This is a genomic window from Comamonas sediminis (assembly GCF_041107495.1).
GTDB classification, from domain to species: Bacteria; Pseudomonadota; Gammaproteobacteria; order Burkholderiales; family Burkholderiaceae_C; genus Comamonas; species Comamonas sediminis.
Window position 1 is genome coordinate 226,520 of sequence record NZ_JBGBDC010000008.1, and the last position, 24,054, is coordinate 250,573.

The window sequence follows — 24,054 nt, forward strand, 5'->3', positions numbered from 1 at the left end:
TGCTGGTGTGCAAAGCCCGGTTGTGCCTGATGCAGACCGGGTTTTTTTATGGGGCCAAGCTATGGATGTGAGCGAGTTGCACAGCCGCTTTGAGGCCATGCGTGCGGCCAGCCGCGCGCAGGCCGATACGCCGCTGCTGCTGCGGCGCGAGCGCTTGCTGCGCCTGCAAAAGCTGTTGCAGGACAACGAAGCGAGGCTGTGCGCCAGTGTGCAGGCCGATTTTGGCCAGCGCTCGGCCCGGGTGACCACGTTGACGGAGCTGCTGCCGCTGCACAGCCAGTTGCGGCAGGCAGTGGGCGCACTGCGGCGCTGGGCCGCGCCCCGGCCCGAGGCCACGCCCTGGCATTTCTGGCCCGCGCGCGCCTGGGTGCAGGCCATGCCGCTGGGGGTTGTGGGGGTGATTGCCCCTTGGAACTACCCGTTGCTGCTGTCGTTGGGCCCGCTGGTGAGCGCGCTGGCGGCCGGCAACCGCGTGATCCTCAAGCCCAGCGAGTACACCCCGGAGACCATGCACCTGCTCGCCGAGCTGGTGCCCAGCTATTTTGCCGATGACGAGGTGGCCTTGCTCGCGGGGGATGCCGGGGCCTCCGCCGAGCTGGCTGCGTTGCCGCTGGACCACCTGCTGTTTACCGGCTCGGCCGCTACCGGCCGCAAGGTGGCGCTGGCCGCCGCCAACCAGCTGGTGCCCACGACCTTGGAGTTGGGCGGCAAATCGCCCTGCCTGCTGGAGCAAAGCTGCGATATCCAGGATGCGGCGCGCAAGATTGCCCATGCCAAGCTGCTCAATGCCGGCCAGACCTGCATTGCGCCAGATTATGTGTTGCTGCCGCGCGGCAGCTCTGCCGCCTTTGTCGAGGCCTATGCCCAGGCGGTGCAGCACATGTACCCGCAGCAGCAAGGCAATCCCGATTACACCTCGGTCATCCATGCCGCCCATGCAAGCCGCTTGTTGGGCATGCTGGCCCAAGCCGAGCAGGCGGGTGCCCAGGTGATCCGGCTCGAAAGTGGCGGAGCAGAGGTCTCCCAAAGCCGCATCGGCGATGGCATCAGCCGCCAGCTGGTGCCGTCACTGGTGCTGGGCGTCAGCGCGCAGATGCAGCTGATGCAGGAGGAGATCTTTGGGCCGGTGCTGCCGGTGCTGCAGTACGACGACCGCGAGGAAGCAGTGGCCGCGATCAACCAGGGCGAGATACCGCTGGCGCTGTACTGGTTTGGCCAGGACCGCCGCCAGGGCCGGGAGGTGGCCCAGCGCGTGCGCGCCGCTGGCATGTGCATGAACGACTGCCTGCTGCAGTTTGCCCATGGCGGGCTGCCGTTTGGCGGATGGGGCAGGAGCGGTTGGGGTGCACTGCATGGCTACCATGGATTCATGCGCTTTTCGCATGCCAAACCTGTCTTGCGTCAAGGCGGCTGGTCGGCCGCTGCCTGGCTGTACCCGCCTTATGGCAGGCGCTTTGATCTGCTGGTGCGTTGGCTGAGCCGCAGCTTTATGCGCTAAGCCGTTGATGGATATGGGGTGTTGAGGTTCGGGTAAACGCCTAGCGCAAATGCAGCCATTTGCAAACCCCTGCACAAATTGACCTACAAGCGGGTTGTGGGGCTACCCAAATGATGTCAGGAGTGAGACAATGGCGGGCTTTCGCGCACCATATCTCTGCAGCGCGCTGTTCACGCGCTGACTCTTCCATATGCCCTTAAAAAAGCCCTCAGCAGTGCCTTGTTGCCTGCTGATGCTGCGTGAGCCATGGTGTGTTGCAGGTGGGAGGATGTTGAGCCTCAGGGTGCTCCATCCCCACTTGACACCCGGCCGGGCGTGATGGTCGCAGTGTACGACGAGATATGCGTGCTTTTTGGTTAATTCATTGATTTTTGTTTTCGGTTATCCATGTCTGAAACTATCCAGGTTCGTCCCGCAACTCTCCGTGATGCCAAAGCCATTGCCCAAATCCATGCCGCCGCTTCGGTGGAGAGCTATCGCGGCGTTTTGCCCGATGACCAGCTGAAGTCCATCTCTTCCGTCGAAAAGCGCCAGGCTTACTGGCGCGAAGCCATCGAATACTGCGAGCCGCAGGTGCAAGTGGCCGTTGAAAACGACAAGATCGTCGGTTTCATCGGTTTTGACCGTTCGCGCGATGCCAAGACCCGTCCCACCACTGGTGAGATCTGGGCGATCTATGCAGCCCCCACCCACTGGGACCAGGGTGTGGGCGTGGCGCTGTGGGATGCGGCGCGTGATGGCCTGTCCGAAGAAGGCTGCACCTCGGTGACCGCCTGGGTGCCGCTGCGCAACGAGCGCGCGCTGCGTTTCCATGAGTCTGCCGGTTTCAAGCGCGAGATGTCGACCGCCAAGACGGCGACCGTCGGTGCCATCAAGATCGAAGAAGTGCGCATGCAGCGCTCGTTGATGAACCGCTGATCCTTGCTGGCCAGGCATGCACCGGCGCTGCGTTGGCAGGGCGGTGATGCCTCGCTCTCAAGAGGCCGTCCTGGACGGCCTCTTTGTTTTTTCCCCCTTGGCAGCTGGCGCCGCGCTGGTCTGCCCCAGAAAGCATTTGTATGACCACTGCCCAGCCAGAGAGTTTTCCCACCATCCACTGGGAGGAAGGCGGCGAGTCCCGCAGCGCGCGCTGGCGCAGCGAGCGGGGCGCTGCCGCTGCCACCCGCGTGGTGCTGGCCGATGACACCCTGCCCGCCGATGTGGCCTACCGCATGGCCTGCGAAGGCACGGGGCTGTTGTGGCGTGGTGACTTTCAAAATGCGCGCATGCTGCTGCAGTCGCTGACACGCCGGCTGGACAAGACCGGTGAGCGCAAGGCCAAGAAAAAGCCTGCCGCCCCTGCGGTGGCTGGCATGCCCACGCCGCAGCTGGCATTGCCCTTCCACCAGCAGCGCCAGTTGCAGGCGCAGCGCGCCCGCGTGCTGTCGATGGTGCTGATCGAGCTGGATCCGCAGTACACCATCCACCTGCGCCGAGCGCCACAGGTGCAGGCCGCATGCGTTGATGCCTGGGGCGCGCCTGAGGGCGATGTGGCCCAGGTGGTGTCCTTGCGCGAACTGCAGGCGCTGGTGGGCGCCCATGAGTGGCGCAAGAAGGGAGTGGAAATCCCCGCGCTGGCCAAGCTGGCACCCAAGGCCTATGACCGCATCCATCCGCACTATGGTGTGTTTTCACCGGTGCGGGGGGAGTATGTGGACCTGATTGCCCAGGCGCCGCTGCCGACCGCACTGGCCAAGCAATCGCTGGCCTATGACATCGGCACCGGGACCGGCGTGATCGCTGCCGTCCTGGCGCGCCGAGGCATCCAGAAAGTGCTGGCCACTGACACTGATCCGCGTGCATTGGCCTGCGCCAAGGAGAACCTGGAACGCCTGGGGGTGGACACGCGTGTGGAGCTGGCGCAGACCGATCTGTTCCCCGAAGGCAAGGCGGCTCTCGTGGTCTGCAACCCGCCTTGGGTGCCCGCCAAGCCCAGCGCGCCGGTCGAGCGTGCGGTCTATGACGAAGGCAGCCGCATGCTGCGTGGCTTTCTGGCAGGCGTGTCGGCACACCTGGTGCCGGGGGGCGAGGCCTGGCTGATCCTGTCCGATTTTGCCGAGCACCTGGGCCTGCGCAGCCGCGAGGAGCTGCTCACCTGGATCTCCCAAGCCGGCTTGCAAGTGGTGGGCAAAAACCATATCCGCCCCCGCCACCCCAAGGCCCAGGATGCCGCCAACCCGCTGCACCAGGCCCGGGCGGCCGAGATGACCACGCTGTGGCGCCTGCAGGTGGCCTGGTGATCTGCCGGATGATGCCAGTGGCCCCATCCTTGGGCGCTTGCTGAACGGGGCCAGCCATGCGCTTGTTGCTTGCGCCCATGGAGGGCCTGCTCGATTTCGTGCTGCGCGACGTGCTCACCAGCATTGGCGGTGCCGACCGCTGCGTCTCGGAGTTCATCCGCATTACCGGCAGCTTGCTGCCCGACAAGGTCTACCTGCGCACGATGCCGGAGTTGCACAACGGCAGCCGTACTGCTGCGGGCACACCGGTGCGCGCCCAGCTGCTGGGCAGTGATGCCGCCAGCATGGCGGCCAATGCCGTGCAGCTGGCGGCGCTGTCGCCCGAGGGCATTGACCTGAATTTTGGCTGTCCGGCCAAGGTGGTCAACCGCCATGGTGGCGGTGCCGCGTTGCTGCAAGACCCGGCCGCCATCCATGCGGTGGTCAGCGCCGTGCGCGGGGCCGTGCCTGCGGCCATGCCGGTGTCGGCCAAGATGCGCCTGGGCTTCAACGACCGGGCGCTGATGCTGGACTGCGCCTTGGCGATGCAGGAGGCGGGTGCCTGCGAGCTGGTCGTGCATGGCCGCACCAAGCTCGATGGCTACCGCCCGCCTGCTTACTGGGACCAGATTGCCCGGATCCGCGAGGCCGTGCGTATCCCCGTCGTGGCCAATGGCGAGATCTGGACCGTGGAAGACGCGTTGCGCTGCCAGGCCGAATCCGGTTGCCAGGACCTGATGCTGGGCCGTGGCATTGTGGCTGACCCGGGCCTGGCCTGGCGCATCCGCAAAGCGGTTGCCGAGCGTGATGGCCAGCCGCTGCCCGCCGGTCTGCGCGATGTGCAGTGGCCGGACCTGCTGCCGGCGTTGCTGCGCTTTTGGCACCTGGTCTGCGAGGACCTGGAGCCGCGCCAGCGCGCCGGCCGCTTGAAGCAATGGCTGAATCTGATGCGCCGGGCCTTTCCTGAAGCCGAGGACGCCTACCAGCATGTGCGGGTGATGACGGACCAGGCGGCGATCACCGTCTGGCTGGAAGGCTTGCAGCTGCACGCCTCGACGGGCGTGGCTGCTTAGAGCAAGGAATCGGGCGTGAAGGGGCTGATGATCTTGAGCATCAGCCGCAGTGGCAGGCTGGCATCCGGCTCGGTGGTCTGGTCCTTCAGGCGGCTGTTTTGCGGTGCCTGCCACACCAGGTCGCCATCTTTCAGCACCACATGCCAGGCGGCGCTCTCCAGCCCTTTTTCAATCATGTCTGCCGCCTGGGCAGACAGCTTGCGGCTGCGCACCAGCACCGCGATCTCGGTGTTCTGCAACTTCGAGCGCTGGTCCAGGTTCATCGATCCGACGACCAGCAGTTGGCCATCGAGGACCAGCACCTTGCTGTGCAGCATGACGCGGCGCCCTTCGCGGAAGCTGTTCTGCCCGCTGCCCAGGCCAAAGGCGGCGCGCAGGTCACTCTCGTCGCTGACCAGTTCATACAGCTCGACACCATCACGCAGCAGGTTTTCGCGGTGGCGGGCATAGCCGATGTGTGCAATCGGCGCGTCGTTGGAGGACAGCGAGTTGGTCAGAATGCGCACCCGCACGCCGCGCTGCACCGCATCCTTGAAGGCCTGGCGCATCGTTTCACCGGGCACGAAATACGGCGAGACGATCAGCAAATCCTTTTTGGCATAGCCCAGCAGCTGCACCAGGCCATCCACCACCGAGTCTGCGCTGGGGCTGTGGCCGGGGTTGCGGGTTTCGGCCAGCACGCGCAGTTGTGCCAGGCGCTTGTTCTCCAGCACGCCCGGTGCGGCGCTCAGCGGGTTGGTCTGGCCATCGGAATCGACTGACGGTATCTTGCTGGGGGCGTCCGCCATCACCACCGAGTGGGCCCAGACCAGCGGAACACTGCGCAGGTCCATCGGCTGCATATCCCAGGCACGTTCACGCTGCTCTTCGGAGATGGCGCCGCCCGGGCGCGGTTCGCCATCCGGCGGGGAAGGCAGTGCGCCGCCGGTCGCCGCGCGCGCTGCCGGCGTAGAAGGGCTGTCGGCTGCATCGTTGTCGCCGCCTTTGCTGGGCCGGGCCAACAAGGTCTTCTGCATGTCCTCCAGCTCCTGTTTGCTGATGAGCGACTGCACCGGGTAGGCGCGCTCATTGTTCCAGTAGGTGTCGAAACTGCTGGACAGGTCCTGTACCGCCTGTCCCACGACGAGGACATCGGTGTCGAGGAAATTGGAGCTTTCGTCGTTGTCGAAATAGGCATCGCCGAGATTGCGCCCGCCCATGATGCCCATCGTGTTGTCGGCAAGGAACAGCTTGTTGTGCATGCGCTGCTGCGCGCGCTGGAAATCGGTGGCTGCATTCCACATGCGGCTGATCGGCGAGTCGCGGTCGCCGGGCAGCGGATTGAACATGCGCATCTCGATATTGGGCTCGAAGGCGAGCCGCATCACCTGGGCGTTGCGCCCGGTGCCGTGGAAGTCATCGAGCAGCACGCGCACGCGCACGCCCCTGCGCGCTGCGTTCACCACCCCTTCGAGCAAACGCGCGGTGCTGGCGTCGGCGTGGATCGCGTAGTACTGGACATCCAGCGTGTACTTGGCGCCTTGCACCAAGGCCAGCCGCGCGCCGTAGGCCGCTTGCGCACCGGCCAGAATCTCAAAACCCGAGGCGCCAGCGCCTGCCTTGCTTTCCGCCTTCTGGCGCTGCTGGCTGATCTGCACCAGCGGGCTGCTGGCCGCCGGGGGCTGGGCTGATGACGCGGGCCGATCCACCTGGGCCGGCAGCTTGCTGGCGCATGCGCTGAGCAGAAAGCTGGTGCACACCCATACCAGCCCGGACCGCAGCTTGCGCCATGATGAACTCGGGACAGAACTTGACGGGGACAGGGTGGAGGTCGGCAGAGCTATCGGCATGGCAGCAGGGTTCAATCAGTGGGCTGGCGCTATTGTGCGTGAGCGGCGGCCATTGCGGGTGCCGCCGCTGTGCTTTGGCGGCGCTGTCGTACAGCGGCAGGCGGCTGGGGCGTCGTGGCGCCGCAACGTGTTGGTACCGGTGCGTGGATCCCCAGCAGGGTTTGTGCCCAGGTGATTTCTGCAAGCATCTCGCTAGGATTGCAGAAAACATCAGAAATCTTATTTGCAATAGCCAAGAGGAGGGCTGCTGATGCACCGATCACTGCGTTTTTACACCATCGCCCTGGTGCTGGCGGCCATCGCGATGCCACCCGCCCATGCCTGGGCAGCGCGCTCCAAAAAGACCGAGGCAACGCAGGCGCCCAAGAAGCCGGCCAAAGTCAAGGTCAAGCGCCAGCGCAGCAGCAGTGCTGAAACCCCGGCCGAGCGCGACCGCCGCCTGCTGCGCGAATGCAAGGGGCTGCCCAATGCGGGCGCCTGCCTTGGCTACGCCAGCCGCTGACACCACCCGCTGACACCACCCGCTGACACCAGCGGTGGCAGGTCGCTGCCAAGCCTGGTCGCACGCCTGGACGGCCTGGGGTTTGGCAAGCGCCAACCTTCGGTTTGCCGGGCCGAGTCAGCGGCGCTGCAGCAGGCCTGACTCAGAAAGCCCCATGGCCCTGTACACGGGCCAGCACGCGCCAGTCGGCGCCCAAGGGCTCGATGGAGCGGATGTCCAAGGCCGGCGCCTGGTCCAGCTGCTGCAGTGCCATGCCGGCAAACGCGGGCAGTCCCTGGCCGACCAGCTTGGGCGCCAGGTAGAACAGGCATTCATCGACCAGGCCCGCCTGCAGCAGCGCGCCATTCAGGATGCCACCCGCTTCCACATGCAGTTCGTTGACTTCACGCTTACCCAGGTCTTGCATCAAGGCCGCCAGGTCGATGCGGGCGTTGGAATCTGCTGAGGCTTGACCCGGCAGTCGCACGATGGTCGCGCCAGCAGCCTCCAGTGCGGCCTGGCGGGCGCTGTCGTCGCTGCGGGTGTAGATCAGCACCTCGCGTTGCGCCGCAAAGATGCGGGCCTGCGCAGGCGTGCGCAACTGGCTGTCGAGCACCACCAGCCGGGGCTGGCGCGGGGTGTCCACACAGCGCACATCCAGCGCCGGGTCATCGGCCAGCACCGTGCCGACGCCGGTCAGGATCGCGCAAGCCCTGGCCCGCCAATGGTGGCCATTGGCCCGGGCGGCCTCGCCGGTAATCCACTGGCTGCTGCCATTGGGCAACGCGGTGGCACCGTCGAGCGACATCGCCGCCTTGAGCCGCACCCAGGGTTGCCTGCGCACCATGCGGCTGAAAAAGCCAATGTTCAGCTCGCGCGAGGCCTCCCCGCCGTCTTGCGGCGCACACACCACCACCTCGACCCCGGCAGCCCGCAAACGGGCAAAGCCATTGCCGGCGACCAGCGGGTTCGGGTCCGTGATGGCACCTACGACCTTGGCGATACCGGCTGCAGCCAGCGCTTCACAGCAAGGACCCGTGCGGCCATGGTGGGCACAGGGCTCCAACGTGACATAGGCGGTGGCACCCACGCTGCTGTGGCCCCGGGCAGCGGCATCGCGCAAGGCCATGATTTCTGCATGGGGCCCACCGGCACGCTGGGTGTGGCCCTGGCCGATGACCTGGCCATCGGCAGCCACCAGCACGCAACCGACGCGGGGATTGGGGGAGGTAATGAACAGGGCGCTGGCAGCCAGGTCCAGCGCGGTTTGCATCGATTGATCAGTCATGGAGCTTTGTCGCAATAGGGGCCATACCTAGACGCGTGGCAGTCAACGGCAGGCCGGCTTGGCGATTATCGGCGCAAGACCGCGCCAGCGCTGCATGGCCTGATTTTCAACGCGAGCGAATTTAATTTTTCAATGGAAAGAGGGCTTTACGCGGTGGCATGAAATATAAATAATCAAAACCATGAATTCAATAGTTTTCATTAATTTATGGAGATATCGATGTTTGCGCAGACATCGGGGGCTGACCGCTGTTGAGCTGATGGTCGTCATCAGCCTGTTGGCGATTATCGCGGGGCTGGCCGCGCCCAGTTTCAGCGGCCTGCTGCAGCGCTGGCGCGTGCAGCAGTCTCTGGAGGCCCTGCATTCGGCGATCCATCTTGCGCGCTCCGAGGCGGTCAAACGCAGTGGGCGGATCGCGTTGCAGCGCATCGCCGCCAGCGCGCACTGCCAGGCGCGCGCACGAACCAACGATTGGAGCTGTGGCTGGCAGGTCTGTGCGCATGAGCTGGGCCAGCAGCAATGTGCGCCGGATGCCCTGGTCCTTCAGCGTTATGAGGTGCCGCCAGGTCTGCAGGTGCAGCGCAGCAGCTTGGGGGAGGGCATCCGCTTTGACCGCTGGGGCATGCCGGTGGCGGGTTTCAGCTTTTCGCTGCTCCCCCAGGGCAAAGGCCTGGAGGATGCCGCGGCCAAAGGGCTGTGCACCAGCCGAGGCGGCCGCGTGCGGGTTGCCGACAGGCCGCCCTGTCCTGTACGGGGCTGAAAGGGCGCCTGCCTATGTTCATGCCATCCCATCCCCAAGCCTCCTTCTCGCGCGGCATCAGCTTGCTGGAGTCGATGGTGGCCATCGTGGTCCTGGTCCTCGGGGTGTTGGCGATGCTGGGGATGCAGTTGCGCACGCTTGCAGATACGCAGACCAGTACCCGGCGCGTGCAGGCCCTCCGCTTGATCGAAGACCTGGGTGAACGCATACGTGCCAACCCCCATGCCTGGGACCAGCTGGACCGCTACGTCAGCGACTGGCAGGACGCGGCGGCGGCGCCTCCGGCCTCTGCATGCAGCGCCCGGCCCTGCAGCGCTGCGGAGCTGGCGGACCACGAACTGGCGCAGTGGCGGCTGCAGGTGGCACGCAGCCTGCCGCTGGGGCAGTCCCGGATTTTTCTGGCACCGGGCGAAAACCAGGCAGCCAACCGGCGCCAACTGGGCGTGATGATCCGCTGGGCCGAGAGCTCGCATGCCATGCCGGGCTCGCCCGACCCCGCGCCGTACCGCAACCCGGTCGATAGCACCCGAAGTGTCGGCGAAGGAGCCCGCGCCGACGCGGTAGCGGAACGCGGCGGCGAGGTGGTCTGCCAGGATGACGATGGTGATCTGCGCTACACCTGCCATTTGCAGTACCTGGCCCTGAACGCACGCTGTGCGGTGGAGCGCATGGGCAGCAACGTGCACTACCACTGCGGGGGGATTTGATATGCCGCGCCACATCCCTCCGGCCGGGGCCTTTGCGCTGACTTCCGCGCCGTGCCGCTTAACGGAGAGCAGGCAGCAAGGCTTCAGTCTGGTCGAGCTGATGGTGGGCATGGCGCTGGGCTTGCTGGTGATCGCCGCTGCCAGCATGGCCATGCTGGCTTCCCGCAGCCTGTCGCTGACCGTCAGCGATGCCAGCCACTTGCAGCAGCAGGCCAGCTATGCGTTGCGCATCATCGGGCTGCAACTGCGCCAGGCGGGCGGTTTGTACCTCAACCTGAACCTGCCCGCCGGCGCCGGTGCATCGGTCAGCGCCGCACTGGCGCCAGCGGCTTTCGAGACCACGGCACCAGCCTCAGGCAGCGCCCGTGGCTATGCCCCTCAAACGGATGCGCTGCGCGGCAGCCATAACAGCCTGGTGACCGGCTACCGGCGCTACAAGGAGCCGGTCTTTGCCCAGCCCGGCTTGGCTGCGCAAGCGCGCAACTGCCTGGGCGGGCCGGTGGATGCCAGTGCCGATCAGCGGCTGGAATCGTACTTCAGGCTGCGCGGCCATGTGCTGCGTTGTGGCGGCAACGATACCGCTGCGTCGCCCCAGCCGCTGGTCGACAACGTAGCGGCCTTTGAGCTGCGCTATTTGCGCATGCAGGCAGCGGGCATGGCGCAGCCGCAGCTCCAGTATGTGAATGCGCAGCAGGCGGGCCGCGACTGGTCGGAGGTGGTGGCGGTGGAAGTGTGCCTGGTGCTCTTTGGCAGCCGGCCCACCTCGTTGCCGGCAGGCAGCGGTTATACCGGTTGCGATGGCGAATGGGTGGCCGTCGCCGATCTGCCGGGGCCGCGCAAACAGCGGATGCACCGCGTCTTTCGCAACCTGTTCCAGTTGCGCAGCCAGGGCAGCCTATGAGACGCCCTCACTACCTTCATCCTGTCAGCCTTGCGCAGCACGCACGGGGTGCCGCGTTGCTGACCGTGCTGGTCTTCAGCATGCTGTCGATGCTGCTGGCCTTGTGGGCGGCGCGGACCGCCTGGTATGGCGAACTGGTGGTCGGCAACGATGCCGATTACCAGCGGGCCTTTGAAGCTGCAGAAGCCTTGCTGTTGGACGCCGAACTCGATATTCGCGGAGAGCGGGCCGATGGCCGACCCTGTGCTTATGGCGGCCTGCCTCATGGGGCGGCAGCCAGTGTGTGCCGCAGCGGGGGCACCACCAAGGTACCGGTGGAGAACGCCGACCTGCCTGCCTTCTTGGCAACACTCAGTGCCCAGCCGCAACGCTGCATCGATGCGCTCTGTGCCAAGCGCGTCGGGCGCCAGGATATATGGAATGCGCCTGCCGCAGGTACGCCGGCCCGGCAAGCCGGCGAGCAGGATTTGTTTGCGCTGATACGCGCTGGCACGGGCGCACGCTATGGCCAGTACACCGGCGCGCAGCTGGGCGATGCAGACCGGCCGGCCCATCCCATTCTGGCTGAGCGGGATGACGCACAGGCCGGTGCCTGGTACTGGATCGAGGTCATCCCCTATATCGATAGCCAACCCGGTTTGATCAGCAATGCGCCTGCGCAGCAGCTCGAACTGGTGGGCCTGTCTCCGCATGTGGTCTACCGCATCACCGCCGCCGCCTTTGGCCGCAAGCCGGACAGCTTGGTGGTACTGGAGCAAAGCTACGCCCGGCCCCGGCGCAAAGACTGAGAGGCAGCTATGAATGGCAAGCACACCGGCAGGGTTTCACGCCGCAACTCCACCAGCGCTCGGAGCCTGGCACTGGCGTGGGCGGTTCTGGTACCGGCTGCGGCCGCGTCATTGGAGCTGGCCACCGAGCCTGCCGGTGGCGCCAGCGCCGTCGTGGCACCGAATGTCATTGTCTCCGTCGATGACTCGGCCGCGATGCAGCGCCGCATGGGCAGCACCGAGCCCGGTCTGGCCAGCATCACCGCCCCCGATGGCGAAGGCATCTGGGACACGCGCGCGCAGCGCATCGCCGTGCTGCGCCATGCGCTCAAGGACGTATTGGGCGATCACCAGCAACTGCACGATGGCGCGATACGCCTGGCCTGGCAGGCGATGTGGAACCATGGCGCAGCGCCCGGCGGCGGGCCGGCGGGCATGGTGCACGGCCAGCGCCGCCGGTCTGGCGCCAGCTCGGTCAACAGCCCGCGTCTGGCCAGCAATGGCATGCAGGCGCTGCAGGGCCGGCATCGCCAGCATGCTCTGGCCTTTGCCGACTCGCTCCGTACCGGCCACAGCAGCGACCTGCACCACCTGTTCGGCCAGGCCGATGCGTACCTGCGCAGGCCGCTGAGCCCGCAAGGCCCCTGGTCCAGCCAACCGGGCGCTGGCACTGCTGCCAGCAGTAGCTACCTGGGCTGCCGCCGCAACTACCACATTGTGCTGGCCGGCAGCCGCTGGGATGGCCCGGCCACCGGCGGCGCGCAAGACGACCACAGCCGCGCAAAAGTCCTGCCCGATGGCCAGGTCTATGGCGGTGGCAGTGCCGCGCAAAGGGCCGCCACCCGGCTTTACAGCGATGCGGTGCCCAGCACCTTGGCGGACTGGGCTTTCCACAGCTGGGCCGACCCTTTGCAGCGCGCAGGCCTGAGCGGCAGCCTGTTGCCTGAAGCCGGTTACCGCCATGCGCCGCGCAGCGAGCGTTTTGCCGATGGCCTTGGCCCGCCTGCCGAGCTGGAACGCTACTGGAACCCCCGCTACAACCCCGCCAGCTGGCCCCATATGCAGACCTATACGGTTGGCATTGGACGGGAGGCCAGCACCTGGCCCGGCGCGCCCCACATCCTGGCACCTGCGCAGCACATGCCATTGGGCTATGACGGCAGCTTTGCAGCGCTGGCCAAAGGGGAGGCCGTCTGGCCCGATATGCATGCGCAAGGCGAGGGCGTGCGCGCGCTGGATCTGTGGCATGCGGCCCTCAATGGGCGAGGGCGATTTTATGCAGCAACCGAGGCGCCCGACGTGGCAGCAGCGCTGCGCCGAATCTTCGCAGAGATACAGGCCCAGAACACGGGCGGCGCGCAGCGCGCCGCGGCTGCCAGCACAGGCGCTGCCAGCGCCAGCCAGGCCATTGCGCAGGATGCCCTGTTGTTCACGGCCAGCTACGACCCGGGCCGTGCCTGGGCTGGCGCCATTCAGGCCCAGGCGATGGCCAGCGATGGCCGCTTGCAGCCGGCACCCGGCTGGGGCGGGCAGACAACGGCTGACAAGCTCGATGCGATTGCCTGGCAGCAGCGCCTGGTGCTGACTTGGGGCGATGTGCAGCAGCGCGGCGTGCCTTTTCGCTGGGCTGCGGATGACCGCTACTTGAGTGCGGCGCACAAGCTGGCCCTGCAAGGTCACGCCGATGGCGAGCAGGGCCAGGCCAGCGGCGAGCAGCGGCTGAACTACCTGCGGGGCGAGCGCCGGCATGAGGCCCAGCACGGCGGCCGCCTGCGCAACCGGCATTCGCGCCAAGGCGATATCGTGCATTCGCAGATCTGGTACCTGGGCAAGCCTTCTGCGCGCCATACCGACGCGGGCTATCTCGACTTTGTGCTGCGCCACCAGCACCGCTTGCCGATGCTCTATGTCGGTGGCAATGACGGCATGCTGCACGGCTTCTCGGCCCGCAGCGGCGAAGAAAAGATCGCCTATGTGCCCCGGGGCGTGATCCCCGGTCTGCGTGCTTTGACCAGCCCAGGCTACGATGGCCAGCACCGCTATTGGGTCGATGGCTCGCCATTGGCTGGGGATGCCAACCTGGGCAGAACCAGCAGTCCGCGCTGGCGCACTTTGCTGGCGGGCACCTTGGGTGCCGGTGGCAAAGGCTATTTTGTGCTGGATGTCACCGAGCCCGAGACCGGGTTTGCCGAGGCGCAAGCCGCCGGTCTGGTGCTGATGGACCGCAGCTGGCATGCGACGGAATCCGCACCGCGCTGCGATGCGGAGACGGGCGCGGCATCGCAGGCTTGCACACAGCTGGCCGAGGCCTTTGCCGATATCGGCCATATCACTGCCAGCCCCTCCCGCGACGACATCGACCCGCAGCGCACGACGCAAATCGCCCCGCTCAACAACGGCCGCTGGGCGCTGGTGCTGGGCAATGGCTACAACAGCACCAACGGCAGGCCGGTGCTGCTGATCCAGTACCTCGACGGCGCGCAAGAGCTGCTGCGTTTGGTGGCGACCGGGGCCACCACGGCGCAGGCCTGCAGGCAGCAGGCCGCGCCGCAGGCGGCGTGCCGCTTTGTGCAAGACAACGGCCTGTCCGCGCCCAGGCTGGTCGATATCAATGGCGATGGCCGGCCCGATGTGGTCTACGCCGGTGACAACCAGGGCAATCTCTGGAAGTTTCTGATCAGCGCCGACAACGATGCTGCCTGGGGTGTGGCGCAGTGGGGCGCGCTGGCGGCAACGACCAGCAACCAGGGCACAGCGGGCGTACCGCTCTACCAGGCCCGGGGCGGCACGCGCAGCGCGCCCGGGCAGCGCAGCCGGCCCCAGCCCATCAGCACTGCGCCCCTGGTGCGCAGCAACGACCGCCTGCGCACGCTGCAGCAGGCGGGCGGCCAGCGCCAGGTGCCCGTCGGCGGCTTGATGGTGGCCTTTGGCACCGGCCGCAATGCCAGCCGCCAGGACCCGCAGGATAACAGTGTGCAAAGCCTCTATGCCGTGCTCGATACCAGCCGCTACAAGAGGGTGGGCGAGCGCGGTGAGCGGGTCGAGGTCTGCGCCTCGGCCGCCGATGCGCAATGCCAGTCGGCACTGGGCAGCGATGCCGATCTGCCCAGCCCGGTGGCGCCAAGCCAGTTGCTGCAGCGGCGCATCCATCCCAACCCCGCCAATGCCCGCAGCAGTGACCGCCGCCAGTTCTGGGCGATGGACGAAAGCGAAGGCGCCGATGCGCTGGATTGGAACCAGCACCGAGGCTGGTACCTTGATCTGCCCGAAGCAGGCGAGCGCCTGCTGCAGCCCTTGGGTTTTTACAGCGGCAGCAACCTGCTGGCAGTGATCAGCGAGGTGCCCGCGCATGCCCGTGATGGCGACCCTGGCCCGGAGCGTTGCGAGCCGGTGGAAGGCACTGCCGCACGCCAGTATTTCAGCCTGGTCAATGCCATCGATGGCTCGCGGCCGCGCTTGCAGCTGCTGGATGCCGATGGCGATGGGGTGTTTGATGCGCAGTCCGACGGCCGGGCATCGCGCATGTCGCTGGGCGCCGGCCCGCATGCGATGCTGCGCGTGCGCGATGATGAGGGGCAGCAGCGCATCCGCCTCGACGGCGAATCGCTGCGTGATCTGCCCGAAGTGCCGATCCGGCCCACCTGGCGCCAGGCGCGATGAAAAGGGCCGGCATGCAGATTCGGTCCTCCCCGGCCAACGCGGGCTTGACCCTGGTGGAGCTGATGGTTGTCGTGGCCATCATCGGCATCCTGAATGCGGTGGCCTTGCCCAACTACAGCGAATATGTGCGCCGGGGGCACCGCACCGACGCACGAACGGGTCTATTCCAGGCTGCGCAATGGCTGGAGCGCGCTGCCACTGCCAATGGTGTCTATCCGCTGGAGCTGCCCGCCGCGCTGACCTGGCAGGACCTGCCGGACAAGCGCTACACCATTGGTTTTGCCGAAGGCAACAGCGCTGCCCGTTATACGCTGGTGGCAACTCGTAAACCGGGGGCGCAGCAGCGGGACCGCTGTGGCAACTACACCTTGACGCAGGATGGGCGGCAAGGCAATCTGCAGCTGGCGCAAGGCAGCAGCACGGCGGAATGCTGGCGCTGATGCGCGGATTGCATAGGTCAGAAGAGGCTGCAGATGCAGACGCTTACTGCGCGCTCCAGCGGTCGTTCCAGCTGCGCAGCTCCTGCATGTCGCGCCGGTCTTTCTTCGTGGGGCGGCCGGCCTGCAGGCTGTTGGCAGGCTCGGGCGCCAGGCGGCGCTGCTCGCTGAGCACTTCGCGCTGGCGGATGCTGTCGGCGGTCTCCTCGTACATCTGCTGGGCTACCGGGGCGGGGCCGCGGGTAGCGGCCATGCCCAGCACGGCGACGGTGCGCGGAGTCTGCGCCTGCAGCAGCTCGACCGTGTCCTGCGCGCGCACTTCCTTGGAGGGTTTGGCGACGGTGCCATTGACCTTCACATGGCCCTTGTGGATGGCCTCGACCGCAATGGCGCGGGTCTTGTAAAAGCGGGCGCACCACAGCCATTTGTCGATGCGCATCGTGGGTGTCTGGTCGGTCTCAGTGTGGGCCATCTTCGGCAGGTGGTTGGACATTCGGTTTGAACTCTACTACAGCATCAAAACCTTGGATATGGCCATGGTGCAGGCGGTTGTGCAACGACAGGCGCGCGCCCAGCGCCGTCACAATGGAGTGACAGATCGCCAAGCCCAGGCCCGAGCCGTCGCGCAGGTTGCCGGTGACAAAGGGTTCGGTCAGCCGCGCCTGCATCTCCGCGCTGACCCCGGGGCCCCAGTCGCTGATGCGCAAGCTGGCAGCCGGGCCTTGCTGCGTCAGCTGCAGCAGCAGTGGCGCATCGGGTGGCGAGTGCTGGATGGCATTGTGCAAAAGGTTGCGCACCAGCTCGCGCAGCATCCAGGGGTGGGCGGCCAGCAGCACCTCATCGCTTTGCAGCTCGAACTGCAGGTTCTTGTCGGCCAGCAGCGGAGACAGCTCGATCACCATGTCCCGCACGATGGCTGTCAGGTCGACGGTCTGCGTGTGTTCGGACTGGTGCAACTGCTCGACCTTGGCGAGCGACAGCATCTGGTTGGCCAGCAAGGTGGCGCGGTCCACGGTGGCGGCGATCTCGCTGAGCGCCTGCTCGGGCTCCACATCGCCGCGCTGGGCCGACTGCACCTGCACCTTCAGCACCGCCAGCGGCGTGCGCAGCTGGTGCGAGGCATCACGCACAAAGCGCTTCTGGTGCTGCACCAGGTGCGACAGCCGCGCCATCACCCGGTTGGTGGCATCGACCAGGGGCAGCACTTCCGAAGGGGTGGCAGCCGGGGTTTTGAGTGGCTGCAATGCATGGTCGCTGCGCGCATTGAGCTGGTCGCTCAGCTGCAGAATCGGCAAGGTGGCACGCCGCACCACCACCACCACGACAACGGCAATGCAGCCAAACAGCAAGGCCTGCTGCACCAGGGTGCCCCAGAGCATGTCGCGGGCCAGCGATTCGCGGATCTCCAGGGTCTCTGCCACCTGGATCAAGGCCATGCCCCGGCCCGTGGCGCTGGCCACCGGCTGCAGCAGCGCGGCCATGCGCACCGGCATGCCCCGGAACTCGGCATTGTAGAAATCAACGAGCGCGGCGTAGGGTGGCTGCTGGGCGATGCGCCCGCGCCAGATCGGCAGCTCGGCAAAGCCGCCAATCAGCTCCCCGCTCATGTTGGAGACGCGGTAGAACAGCCGCGACTGGTTGTCAGCCTCGAAGGCCTCCAGCGCCGAATAGGGCACGGCCGAATCGACAATCGCCAGGTCGTCGTAACCGGCGACGGTCAGTTGCTCGCCAATCACCTTGGCCGATGCCAGCAGGCTGCGGTCGTAAGCGGTGTTGATGGCCTGCAGCGACTGCCGGTAGAGGCTGCTGGTGTTGTAGATGATGAACACCACAACGGGCAGCAAGATGCCCAGCAGCAGGTTGCGGCGCAGCGAGCGTATGCGCGGCGGCTGGGACCGGCCCGGGGCCTTGCTGCTGTCAGGCGCCATCGGCGGCACCAGGCTTGAGCAGGTAGCCCAGGCCGCGCAGGGTCATCAGCTGCATGTTTGTCGGCGCCAGCTTTTTGCGCAGGCGGTAGGCCACTACCTCGACCGCCTCCAGCTGCACATCGGTCTCGCCCGCAAAGACGGCGCTGAACAAGCGCTCCTTGGTCACCGCCTGGCCCATGGGCTGGCTCAGCACGCGCAGAAAAGCCACTTCGCGCGGCGTCAGTTCAAACAGATGGCCGCGCCAGTAAAACGATTCGGACGCCTTGTCATAGCGCAGCGCCATGCCGGGCGCCACAGCCGGTGCTGCGGGCTCGGCCACCAACGGCTGCGCGCGCCGCACCAGCGCGCGGATGCGCGCTTCCAGCTCGTCCAGGTCAAAGGGCTTGGCCAGGTAGTCATCGGCACCCGAGTTCAGGCCCAGAATGCGGTCGCCGACGGTGCCACGCGCAGTCAGGATCAGGGTGGGGGCGGCCAGGCCTTCGCTGCGCGCCTGGGCAATGATCTCCAGCCCGTCCATCGTCGGCAAGCTCAGGTCCAGCACCACCACATCGGGCGCGAGCTTGCGCCAGGCCGGCAGCGCCGCACCGCCATCGGTAATGGGCGTGACCTCCATGCCCCGCCGGCGCAAGGTGCGCTGCAAGGTGGTCTGCATCGTGGGGTCGTCTTCGATCAGCAAGAGGTGCATGGCGGGAGTGTGCACCAATTCCTCGGCGCCTCCAGACTCGGTGTTTTCCCTAGCTCTGGACCGCCTGGCTGACAGCCATTTGACAGCTAGGGCCGCGATGATTCAGGCACTAACAACACGATCAGGAGACAACCATGCGCCGTGATGCATTCCTCAAATCCATGCTTGCGCTGGCCGCTGCCGGCAGCCTGCCGATGCAGGCCTTTGCTGCCACCAATGTCAAGATGCTGCTGCCCGCCAACCCTGGTGGCGGCTGGGACACGACCGGCCGTGCGCTGGGCAAGGCATTGCAGGATGCCGGCGTCGCTGGCACCGTGACCTATGACAACAAGGGCGGCGCCGCAGGCGCCATCGGCTTGGCGCAGTTCGTCAATGGCAGCAAGGGCGATCCGAACGCGATGATGGTCATGGGCGCCGTCATGCTGGGCGGCATCATCACCGGCAAGCCACCGGTGGACCTGAACCAGGCCACGCCGCTGGCGCGCCTGACCAGCGAATACAACGTCTTCGTGCTGCCCGCCAACTCGCCCTACAAGAGCATGGCCGAAGTGGTCGCCCAGCTCAAGAAGGACCCTGGCTCGATCAAGTGGGGCGGCGGCTCGCGCGGCTCGACCGAGCACATTGCTGCGGCGATGATTGCCCGTGCCGTGGGTGTGGACCCGGCCAAGATCAACTATGTCGCCTTCCGGGGCGGCGGTGAGGCGATTGCTGCCGTGCTGGGTGGCAATGTCACCATCGGCGGCAGCGGCTTCAGCGAGTTTGCCGAGTACATCGCCACCGGCAAGATGCGCCCGATCGCCGTTACCTCGGCCCAGCGCCTGGAAGGCTCGACCGTGCCCACGCTCAAGGAGCAGGGCATTGATGTGGAAATCGGCAACTGGCGCGGCGTCTATGGCGCGCCCGGCATTTCGGCTGACCAGCGCGCGCAGCTGATCGCGATGCTGGAAAAAGCCACCAAGAGCGCCAGCTGGGCCGAGTCGATGAAGAAGAACGACTGGACCTCGGCCTGGCTCGCCGGTGATGCCTTCAGCCAGTTCGTCACCGCCGAGTTCGCCAATCTCAAGGACACCATGACCCGCGCTGGCATGGTCTAAGCGCAGCCGGCATGGCCGCTGGCGGCCATGCGCTGCGCATTGCGCTTCCCTTTGCCATCTGTCTGAGGCACCGGCCTGGCCCGGTGCCCGGCTGGGCTGTTGCCGCCTGATCGGTGGCGCGGGGCGGCGCCGTCATCTTTTCAGGAGTTTCGATATGAGCAACACCGCAGATTCTTCGGGGCCCGGCGCCAACGGCGCCGCCGCGCCTGCGCCGGAGGCTTTCGAGCATGCGCACACGCCGCGCACCACCTCGCAGCTGCTGGTCGGCATAGCGGTCCTGGTGATCGCCGGCCTGCTGTCCTGGGGTGCTTTGCACATCCCCTCGCAAGCGGGCTACAGCGGCGTGGGGCCTGATTTTCTGCCCTGGCTGTCTGCCAGCGTGCTGGGCCTGTGCGGCATCTGGCTGTGCTGGGAGGCGCTGACCGGCGGCTTCCACCACCTCGATGCCCCCGATGGCGCCCAGCATGGTGACTGGGGCGCGCTCACCTGGGTCTGCGCGGGGCTGATCAGCAGCGCGGCGCTGATCACTACGTTGGGCTTCATCCTCAGCTGCAGCCTGTGCTATGTGCTGGCCACGCAAGGGCTGCGCCGCGCAACCGGCCAAACGCAGGCGGGCTCGTTCAAGACCATGGGCAAGGACCTGGTGACGGGTCTGCTGATTTCTGCGCCCGTGTTCTGGGCCTTTACCCAATTCCTGGCAATCAACTTGCCCGGACTGACCGAGACAGGGTGGCTGTGATGGATATTTTCAATGCACTGATCCAAGGCTTCATGACGGCGGCCACGCCGGTGAACCTGCTCTGGGCCCTGGTGGGCTGCGCGTTGGGCACGGCGGTGGGCGTGCTGCCCGGCATCGGCCCTGCGGTGGCGGTGGCGATGCTGCTGCCGATCACGGCCAAGGTCGAGGTGACCGCCTCGATGATCTTCTTTGCCGGCATCTACTACGGCGCCATGTATGGCGGCTCGACCACCTCAATCCTGCTCAACACCCCCGGTGAGACGGCGAGCATGGTAACGGCGATGGAGGGCAACAAGATGGCCAAGAGCGGGCGCGCCGGTGCGGCGCTGGCGACCTCGGCCATCGGCTCCTTTGTGGCCGGTACGATTGCGACCGTGGTGGTGACCTTGTTCGCACCGACGGTGGCCGAGTTTGCCGTGCGCCTGGGCCCGCCCGAGTACTTCATGCTGATGGTGCTGGCCTTTACCACCGTCAGTGCGGTGCTGGGCAAGAGCAGCCTGCGCGGATTGACCGCCTTGTTCCTGGGCCTGGCCGTGGGTTGCATCGGCATGGACCAGATCACCGGCGCCGCGCGCTACACGATGGGCAAGCCCGAGCTGCTCGATGGCATCGACATTGTGCTGGTCGCCGTGGGCCTGTTTGCTGTGGCCGAGGTGCTGTACTTTGCGCTCTACGAAGCCAAGACCCGCGATACGCAAAACAAAATGGGCCGCGTGCACATGACGCGCCGCGACTGGAAGCGCTCGGTACCCGCCTGGATCCGTGGCACGGTCATCGGCACGCCGTTTGGCTGTATCCCTGCGGGCGGCACCGAGATCCCGACCTTTCTGAGCTATGCGGCCGAGAAAAAACTGGCCAAGGGCGATGACAAGGCCGAGTTCGGCAGCACCGGCGCCATCGAAGGCGTGGCCGGCCCTGAAGCGGCCAACAATGCGACGGTGACGGCGGCACTGATCCCGCTGCTGACCCTGGGCATTCCCACCAGCAACACCACCGCGGTGCTGCTGGGTGCGTTCCAGAACTACGGCATCAACCCCGGCCCCCAGCTGTTCACCAGCTCGGCAGCGCTGGTGTGGGCGCTGATTGCCTCGCTCTACATCGGCAATGTGATGCTGCTGGTGCTGAACCTGCCGATGGTCGGCATGTGGGTCAAGCTGCTGAAGATCCCCAAGCCGCAGCTCTATGCCGGCATCCTGATTTTCGCCACTGTCGGCGCCTATGGCATGCGCCAGAGCACCTTCGATCTGTTCCTGCTGCTGGGCATTGGCGTGCTGGGCGTGGTGATGCGGCGCTTTGACTTCCCCACCGCCCCTGTCGTGGTGGGCATGATCCTGGGCCCGCTGGCCGAGGCCCAGATGCGCAATGCGGTCGCCATCGGCGAGGGCAGCTGGACCATCTTCCTGCAGCGCCCGATGTCGCTGACCCTGATCATCATCGTGCTGGCGGTGCTGATCGTCCCCCGGGTTCTGAAGTGGATGGGCAACAAAAAGGCGCTGCAGGCTGCAGCGGCCTGATGCCCGGCACCTCAACCGGTCCTTCTCTTGGCACCCTGCGGGGTGCCTTTTTTATGCCTTTGCCATGCGCGTTGTTCCCGTGCTGCAACACTGTATTGCCCATTTGCGGGCTAGGCAGTGGCGGTGCCATGGCCTACCATTTGCAGATTACCAACTGGTGCTGCCAAGGCAGCGTGGAAACGGCCTGCGTTCATGGATTTCATTGTTGCCCTGGTGCGCGAATACGGTGTTGGCATCGTGTTTCTCAATGTGCTGATCGAGCAGTTGGGCGCGCCCATTCCCGCATATCCGGTGCTGATGGTCACCGGTGCCATCCACGGCGGTTCGCTGCCGCAGCAGTTGCTGCTGATCGCGGTGGCGGTGTTGGCGGCCTTGATCGCAGATGGCGTCTGGTATGCGATGGGGCGGCGCTACGGCAGGCGGGTGCTGGCGCGGGTCTGCAAGATTTCGCTGTCGCCCGATTCCTGCGTGCAGAACACCGAATCGCTCTACGGCCGCTGGGGCGCCAAGTCGCTGCTGATCGCCAAGTTTGTGCCCGGCTTTGCGTCGATTGCCAGCGCGCTGGCTGGCGCCGTAGGCACCACGCCGAGCCGCTTTGTGCTGTTCGATGGCCTGGGCGCCTTGCTCTGGGTGGGCTCGGCAGTGCTGCTGGGCGGGCTGTTCAGCTCCACGGTCGAGGACCTGTTGGCCGTGCTCGCGCAGCTGGGCCAGTGGGGTTTGCTGCTGCTGGGCCTCGTGTTTGCCATCTTCATTGCGCGCCGCTGGTGGAGCCGCCGCCAGGTGATCCGCTCGCTGCGGATGGAGCGGCTCACCGTCGATGAGCTCAATGACATGCTCGGTGGCGATGATCTGCCCGTCATCCTCGATGTGCGTGCCGGCACGGCGTTCGAGGCATCGCACATCCCCGGCGCGCATTCCTATGACCCGCATGACAAGGGCGCGCGGCTGCCGGCCATCGACCCCGAGGCCTCGGTGATCATCTACTGCGCCTGCCCCAATGAGGTATCGGCTGCCCGCATGGCCCAGCTGCTGCGCCGCGCTGGCATCCAGCGGGTGCGGCCGCTGCTGGGCGGTATCGATGCCTGGGTCGATGCGGGCTACCAGGTGCAGGGCAGCAGCGCCGCACCTGCGTGACAGCTTTCAAGGCCGGGTTTTACAGGCAGAGAAAAGCCAGTGCTGCAATGGCCGTGGGCAGCAAGGCGCCCAGCAACAGACCGCCAATGCTGATGGTGGCATTGCTGAAGCCGTGCTTGAGCAGGGCCACACCGGCGGGGTTGGGGGCATTGGCAATCACCGTCAGGCCACCACCAGCGACGGCACCGGCCATCAGCATGTACTTGGCCGCGTCGCTCATGCCTTCGATCTGCGAGCCCAGGTAGGTCAGTGCCGCGTTGTCGGTGATGGCGGTCAGGCCCAGCGCCCCAAAGAACAGCACCAGCGGTGCCATGCTGGCCACCAGCGGCTGCAGCCACCAGCTTTGCAGGCCGCCCAGCACCACCAGGCCGGCCAGGAAAAAGCCCACCAGCAGTGCCTCCTTGAGGATCAGCGGGCTTTGGTATTTGGCATAGGCATGGGTGTAGCCCAGAAACAGCAGAAACACGCCCAGGAACAGCACCGGGTGGTGGGCCAGCACCACCACCGCCGCCAGCAGGGCCGCATGCACGGCCACCACACCCAGCGGCATGGCCGGCTGCGCATCGTCGCTGGGCGGTGCTGCTGCCAGATGGCCGCGCATGCACCAGGCAGCAATGCTGGCGTTGACCAGCACCGCAATCACCGCTTTCCAGCCAAACTGGCTCAGCATGAAGGCGCTGTCCCAGCCCCAGGTGGCCGCCACCATCAGCACCGGCGGGGCGGCATAAGAGGTGAGCGTGCCGCCAATCGAGATGTTGACGAAGAGCACGCCCAGCGCCAGGTACTTGAGGCGGGTGGGCATGCGCGGGGTAAAGACCAGCGGGGCCAGGGTCAGTGCGGCAATGGTCATCGCTGCTGGCTCGGTGATCAGCGAGCCCATCAGCGGCACGGCGGCCAGGCCCAGCCAGGCCAGGCTCAGGGCGGTGGGCAGCGGCGTGGCGCTGGCCAGTGCGGCCAAGCTGCGCTGCACCGTCATCACGATGGGGCGGGACGCCGCCATCACCATGACGACAAAGACGAACAGGGGTTCGGTGTAATTGCGCGACTCGGCGTAGTCAATGGCCTGAGAGGGCCCGCTGGCAAAGGCCATGACACCGATCAGCACCATGGCCCAGAAGCCGAAGACGATCTCGACCTCGCCCAGCAGATGGAAGACACCCGCGTGGCGCGGGTAGCGGTGTGACAGGCGCTCGAATTGCTTGGCAAGAAAGGTGTGGGCCAGCGCGATGGCAAAGATGCCAGCGGCCAGGTGCTCGATCGCAAACATGAAGGTGCTCCGATGCGAAGCATGCAAGCGTTTG

General features: G+C 66.2%; 21 protein-coding genes. 15 read left to right on the forward strand and 6 right to left on the reverse strand.

The genetic code is table 11. The features are described from left to right. Nucleotides 1-22: 22 nt before the first annotated feature. The 4 genes from AB7A72_RS18885 (at nucleotide 23) to AB7A72_RS18900 (ending at nucleotide 4,829) form a co-directional block, all read left to right on the forward strand. Nucleotides 23-1,498, forward strand: a complete 1,476-nt coding sequence (locus AB7A72_RS18885) for an aldehyde dehydrogenase family protein (RefSeq protein ID WP_369460812.1) — start codon at nucleotides 23-25, stop codon at nucleotides 1,496-1,498. Between the two features lie 387 nt (nucleotides 1,499-1,885). Further along, complete coding sequence (locus AB7A72_RS18890; protein WP_021025922.1) at nucleotides 1,886-2,416, forward strand: GNAT family N-acetyltransferase; 531 nt, start codon at nucleotides 1,886-1,888, stop codon at nucleotides 2,414-2,416. A 140-nt stretch (nucleotides 2,417-2,556) separates the two neighbouring features. After that, nucleotides 2,557-3,777 (forward strand): class I SAM-dependent methyltransferase, encoded by a 1,221-nt coding sequence (locus AB7A72_RS18895; RefSeq protein WP_312461989.1) that lies wholly within the window; start codon nucleotides 2,557-2,559, stop codon nucleotides 3,775-3,777. 56 nt (nucleotides 3,778-3,833) lie between these two features. Beyond that, entirely contained in the window at nucleotides 3,834-4,829 is a 996-nt protein-coding gene (locus AB7A72_RS18900; protein WP_369460813.1) for a tRNA dihydrouridine synthase, read from the forward strand. Here AB7A72_RS18900 and AB7A72_RS18905 read toward each other — a convergent pair. Continuing rightward, the gene (locus AB7A72_RS18905) at nucleotides 4,826-6,658 is read right to left on the reverse strand and encodes a phospholipase D-like domain-containing protein (RefSeq protein WP_239809147.1); all 1,833 of its coding nucleotides are present in this window, start codon (nucleotides 6,656-6,658) and stop codon (nucleotides 4,826-4,828) included. The genes AB7A72_RS18900 and AB7A72_RS18905 overlap by 4 nt on opposite strands. A 250-nt stretch (nucleotides 6,659-6,908) precedes the next feature. Here AB7A72_RS18905 and AB7A72_RS18910 point away from each other — a divergent pair, with 250 nt between their 5' ends. Further along, the gene (locus AB7A72_RS18910; protein ID WP_369460814.1) at nucleotides 6,909-7,160 is read left to right on the forward strand and encodes a hypothetical protein; all 252 of its coding nucleotides are present in this window, start codon (nucleotides 6,909-6,911) and stop codon (nucleotides 7,158-7,160) included. Nucleotides 7,161-7,302: 142 nt separating this feature from the next. Here the strand turns inward: AB7A72_RS18910 and ribD are convergent, their stop codons facing one another. After that, on the reverse strand, nucleotides 7,303-8,427 hold the full coding sequence (gene ribD, locus AB7A72_RS18915; protein ID WP_369460815.1) for a bifunctional diaminohydroxyphosphoribosylaminopyrimidine deaminase/5-amino-6-(5-phosphoribosylamino)uracil reductase RibD: 1,125 nt from the start codon (nucleotides 8,425-8,427) through the stop codon (nucleotides 7,303-7,305). A 223-nt stretch (nucleotides 8,428-8,650) separates the two neighbouring features. Between ribD and AB7A72_RS18920 the strand changes: the two genes are divergently transcribed. The 6 genes from AB7A72_RS18920 to AB7A72_RS18945 are packed head-to-tail and all read left to right on the forward strand — an operon-like array spanning nucleotide 8,651 to nucleotide 15,662. Continuing rightward, nucleotides 8,651-9,187, forward strand: coding sequence for a GspH/FimT family pseudopilin (locus AB7A72_RS18920; RefSeq protein WP_369460816.1), 537 nt, complete (start codon nucleotides 8,651-8,653; stop codon nucleotides 9,185-9,187). A gap of 14 nt (nucleotides 9,188-9,201) precedes the next feature. Continuing rightward, complete coding sequence (gene pilV / locus AB7A72_RS18925; protein ID WP_369460817.1) at nucleotides 9,202-9,894, forward strand: type IV pilus modification protein PilV; 693 nt, start codon at nucleotides 9,202-9,204, stop codon at nucleotides 9,892-9,894. Between the two features lies 1 nt (nucleotide 9,895). Further along, a complete protein-coding gene (locus AB7A72_RS18930) occupies nucleotides 9,896-10,795 on the forward strand; it encodes a PilW family protein (RefSeq protein ID WP_369460818.1) in 900 nt (299 codons plus the stop codon). Further along, a complete protein-coding gene (locus AB7A72_RS18935) occupies nucleotides 10,792-11,583 on the forward strand; it encodes a pilus assembly PilX family protein (protein WP_369460819.1) in 792 nt (263 codons plus the stop codon). The genes AB7A72_RS18930 and AB7A72_RS18935 overlap by 4 nt, the downstream gene beginning before the upstream one ends. A gap of 9 nt (nucleotides 11,584-11,592) precedes the next feature. Beyond that, nucleotides 11,593-15,222, forward strand: a complete 3,630-nt coding sequence (locus AB7A72_RS18940; RefSeq protein ID WP_369460820.1) for a pilus assembly protein — start codon at nucleotides 11,593-11,595, stop codon at nucleotides 15,220-15,222. A gap of 11 nt (nucleotides 15,223-15,233) precedes the next feature. After that, on the forward strand, nucleotides 15,234-15,662 hold the full coding sequence (locus AB7A72_RS18945) for a type IV pilin protein (RefSeq protein WP_369460821.1): 429 nt from the start codon (nucleotides 15,234-15,236) through the stop codon (nucleotides 15,660-15,662). Nucleotides 15,663-15,705: 43 nt separating this feature from the next. Here AB7A72_RS18945 and AB7A72_RS18950 read toward each other — a convergent pair whose 3' ends face one another. Genes AB7A72_RS18950 through AB7A72_RS18960 form a run of 3 tightly spaced genes read right to left on the reverse strand, consistent with a single transcriptional unit; the run spans nucleotide 15,706 to nucleotide 18,272 of the window. Next, nucleotides 15,706-16,131, reverse strand: a complete 426-nt coding sequence (locus AB7A72_RS18950) for an RNA-binding S4 domain-containing protein (protein ID WP_239809138.1) — start codon at nucleotides 16,129-16,131, stop codon at nucleotides 15,706-15,708. After that, nucleotides 16,118-17,587 carry a sensor histidine kinase gene (locus AB7A72_RS18955; RefSeq protein ID WP_239809137.1) on the reverse strand — a complete coding sequence of 490 codons (1,470 nt, stop codon included), beginning with the start codon at nucleotides 17,585-17,587 and terminating at the stop codon, nucleotides 16,118-16,120. Before AB7A72_RS18955 ends, AB7A72_RS18950 begins: the two co-directional genes overlap by 14 nt. After that, complete coding sequence (locus tag AB7A72_RS18960) at nucleotides 17,577-18,272, reverse strand: response regulator transcription factor (protein ID WP_369460822.1); 696 nt, start codon at nucleotides 18,270-18,272, stop codon at nucleotides 17,577-17,579. The genes AB7A72_RS18955 and AB7A72_RS18960 overlap by 11 nt, the downstream gene beginning before the upstream one ends. Nucleotides 18,273-18,406: 134 nt before the next feature. Here AB7A72_RS18960 and AB7A72_RS18965 point away from each other — a divergent pair, with 134 nt between their 5' ends. From AB7A72_RS18965 to AB7A72_RS18980, 4 genes are all read left to right on the forward strand, one after another. Beyond that, nucleotides 18,407-19,366 (forward strand): Bug family tripartite tricarboxylate transporter substrate binding protein, encoded by a 960-nt coding sequence (locus tag AB7A72_RS18965; protein ID WP_369460823.1) that lies wholly within the window; start codon nucleotides 18,407-18,409, stop codon nucleotides 19,364-19,366. 154 nt (nucleotides 19,367-19,520) lie between these two features. Beyond that, the gene (locus tag AB7A72_RS18970) at nucleotides 19,521-20,105 is read left to right on the forward strand and encodes a tripartite tricarboxylate transporter TctB family protein (RefSeq protein ID WP_239809134.1); all 585 of its coding nucleotides are present in this window, start codon (nucleotides 19,521-19,523) and stop codon (nucleotides 20,103-20,105) included. Beyond that, entirely contained in the window at nucleotides 20,105-21,619 is a 1,515-nt protein-coding gene (locus AB7A72_RS18975; protein ID WP_369460824.1) for a tripartite tricarboxylate transporter permease, read from the forward strand. The genes AB7A72_RS18970 and AB7A72_RS18975 overlap by 1 nt, the downstream gene beginning before the upstream one ends. A gap of 192 nt (nucleotides 21,620-21,811) precedes the next feature. Further along, a complete protein-coding gene (locus AB7A72_RS18980) occupies nucleotides 21,812-22,753 on the forward strand; it encodes a DedA family protein/thiosulfate sulfurtransferase GlpE (protein ID WP_313335386.1) in 942 nt (313 codons plus the stop codon). Nucleotides 22,754-22,772: 19 nt separating this feature from the next. Here AB7A72_RS18980 and AB7A72_RS18985 read toward each other — a convergent pair whose 3' ends face one another. Continuing rightward, nucleotides 22,773-24,020: a putative Na+/H+ antiporter gene (locus tag AB7A72_RS18985; protein ID WP_312527756.1), complete on the reverse strand. Its 1,248-nt coding sequence runs from the start codon at nucleotides 24,018-24,020 to the stop codon at nucleotides 22,773-22,775. Nucleotides 24,021-24,054 lie beyond the last annotated feature (34 nt).

Coding starts and splice junctions, on each gene's coding strand:
- AB7A72_RS18970 (WP_239809134.1), top strand. CDS start 19,521: ATGAGCAACACCGCAGATTCTTCGGGGCCCGGCGCCAACGGCGCCGCC.
- AB7A72_RS18980 (WP_313335386.1), top strand. CDS start 21,812: ATGGATTTCATTGTTGCCCTGGTGCGCGAATACGGTGTTGGCATCGTG.
- AB7A72_RS18975 (WP_369460824.1), top strand. CDS start 20,105: ATGGATATTTTCAATGCACTGATCCAAGGCTTCATGACGGCGGCCACG.
- AB7A72_RS18945 (WP_369460821.1), top strand. CDS start 15,234: ATGCAGATTCGGTCCTCCCCGGCCAACGCGGGCTTGACCCTGGTGGAG.
- AB7A72_RS18955 (WP_239809137.1), bottom strand. CDS start 17,587: ATGGCGCCTGACAGCAGCAAGGCCCCGGGCCGGTCCCAGCCGCCGCGC.
- AB7A72_RS18900 (WP_369460813.1), top strand. CDS start 3,834: ATGCGCTTGTTGCTTGCGCCCATGGAGGGCCTGCTCGATTTCGTGCTG.
- ribD (WP_369460815.1), bottom strand. CDS start 8,427: ATGACTGATCAATCGATGCAAACCGCGCTGGACCTGGCTGCCAGCGCC.
- AB7A72_RS18950 (WP_239809138.1), bottom strand. CDS start 16,131: ATGGCCCACACTGAGACCGACCAGACACCCACGATGCGCATCGACAAA.
- AB7A72_RS18930 (WP_369460818.1), top strand. CDS start 9,896: ATGCCGCGCCACATCCCTCCGGCCGGGGCCTTTGCGCTGACTTCCGCG.
- AB7A72_RS18985 (WP_312527756.1), bottom strand. CDS start 24,020: ATGTTTGCGATCGAGCACCTGGCCGCTGGCATCTTTGCCATCGCGCTG.
- AB7A72_RS18960 (WP_369460822.1), bottom strand. CDS start 18,272: ATGCACCTCTTGCTGATCGAAGACGACCCCACGATGCAGACCACCTTG.
- AB7A72_RS18935 (WP_369460819.1), top strand. CDS start 10,792: ATGAGACGCCCTCACTACCTTCATCCTGTCAGCCTTGCGCAGCACGCA.
- AB7A72_RS18965 (WP_369460823.1), top strand. CDS start 18,407: ATGCGCCGTGATGCATTCCTCAAATCCATGCTTGCGCTGGCCGCTGCC.
- AB7A72_RS18895 (WP_312461989.1), top strand. CDS start 2,557: ATGACCACTGCCCAGCCAGAGAGTTTTCCCACCATCCACTGGGAGGAA.
- pilV (WP_369460817.1), top strand. CDS start 9,202: ATGTTCATGCCATCCCATCCCCAAGCCTCCTTCTCGCGCGGCATCAGC.
- AB7A72_RS18890 (WP_021025922.1), top strand. CDS start 1,886: ATGTCTGAAACTATCCAGGTTCGTCCCGCAACTCTCCGTGATGCCAAA.
- AB7A72_RS18905 (WP_239809147.1), bottom strand. CDS start 6,658: ATGCCGATAGCTCTGCCGACCTCCACCCTGTCCCCGTCAAGTTCTGTC.
- AB7A72_RS18910 (WP_369460814.1), top strand. CDS start 6,909: ATGCACCGATCACTGCGTTTTTACACCATCGCCCTGGTGCTGGCGGCC.
- AB7A72_RS18940 (WP_369460820.1), top strand. CDS start 11,593: ATGAATGGCAAGCACACCGGCAGGGTTTCACGCCGCAACTCCACCAGC.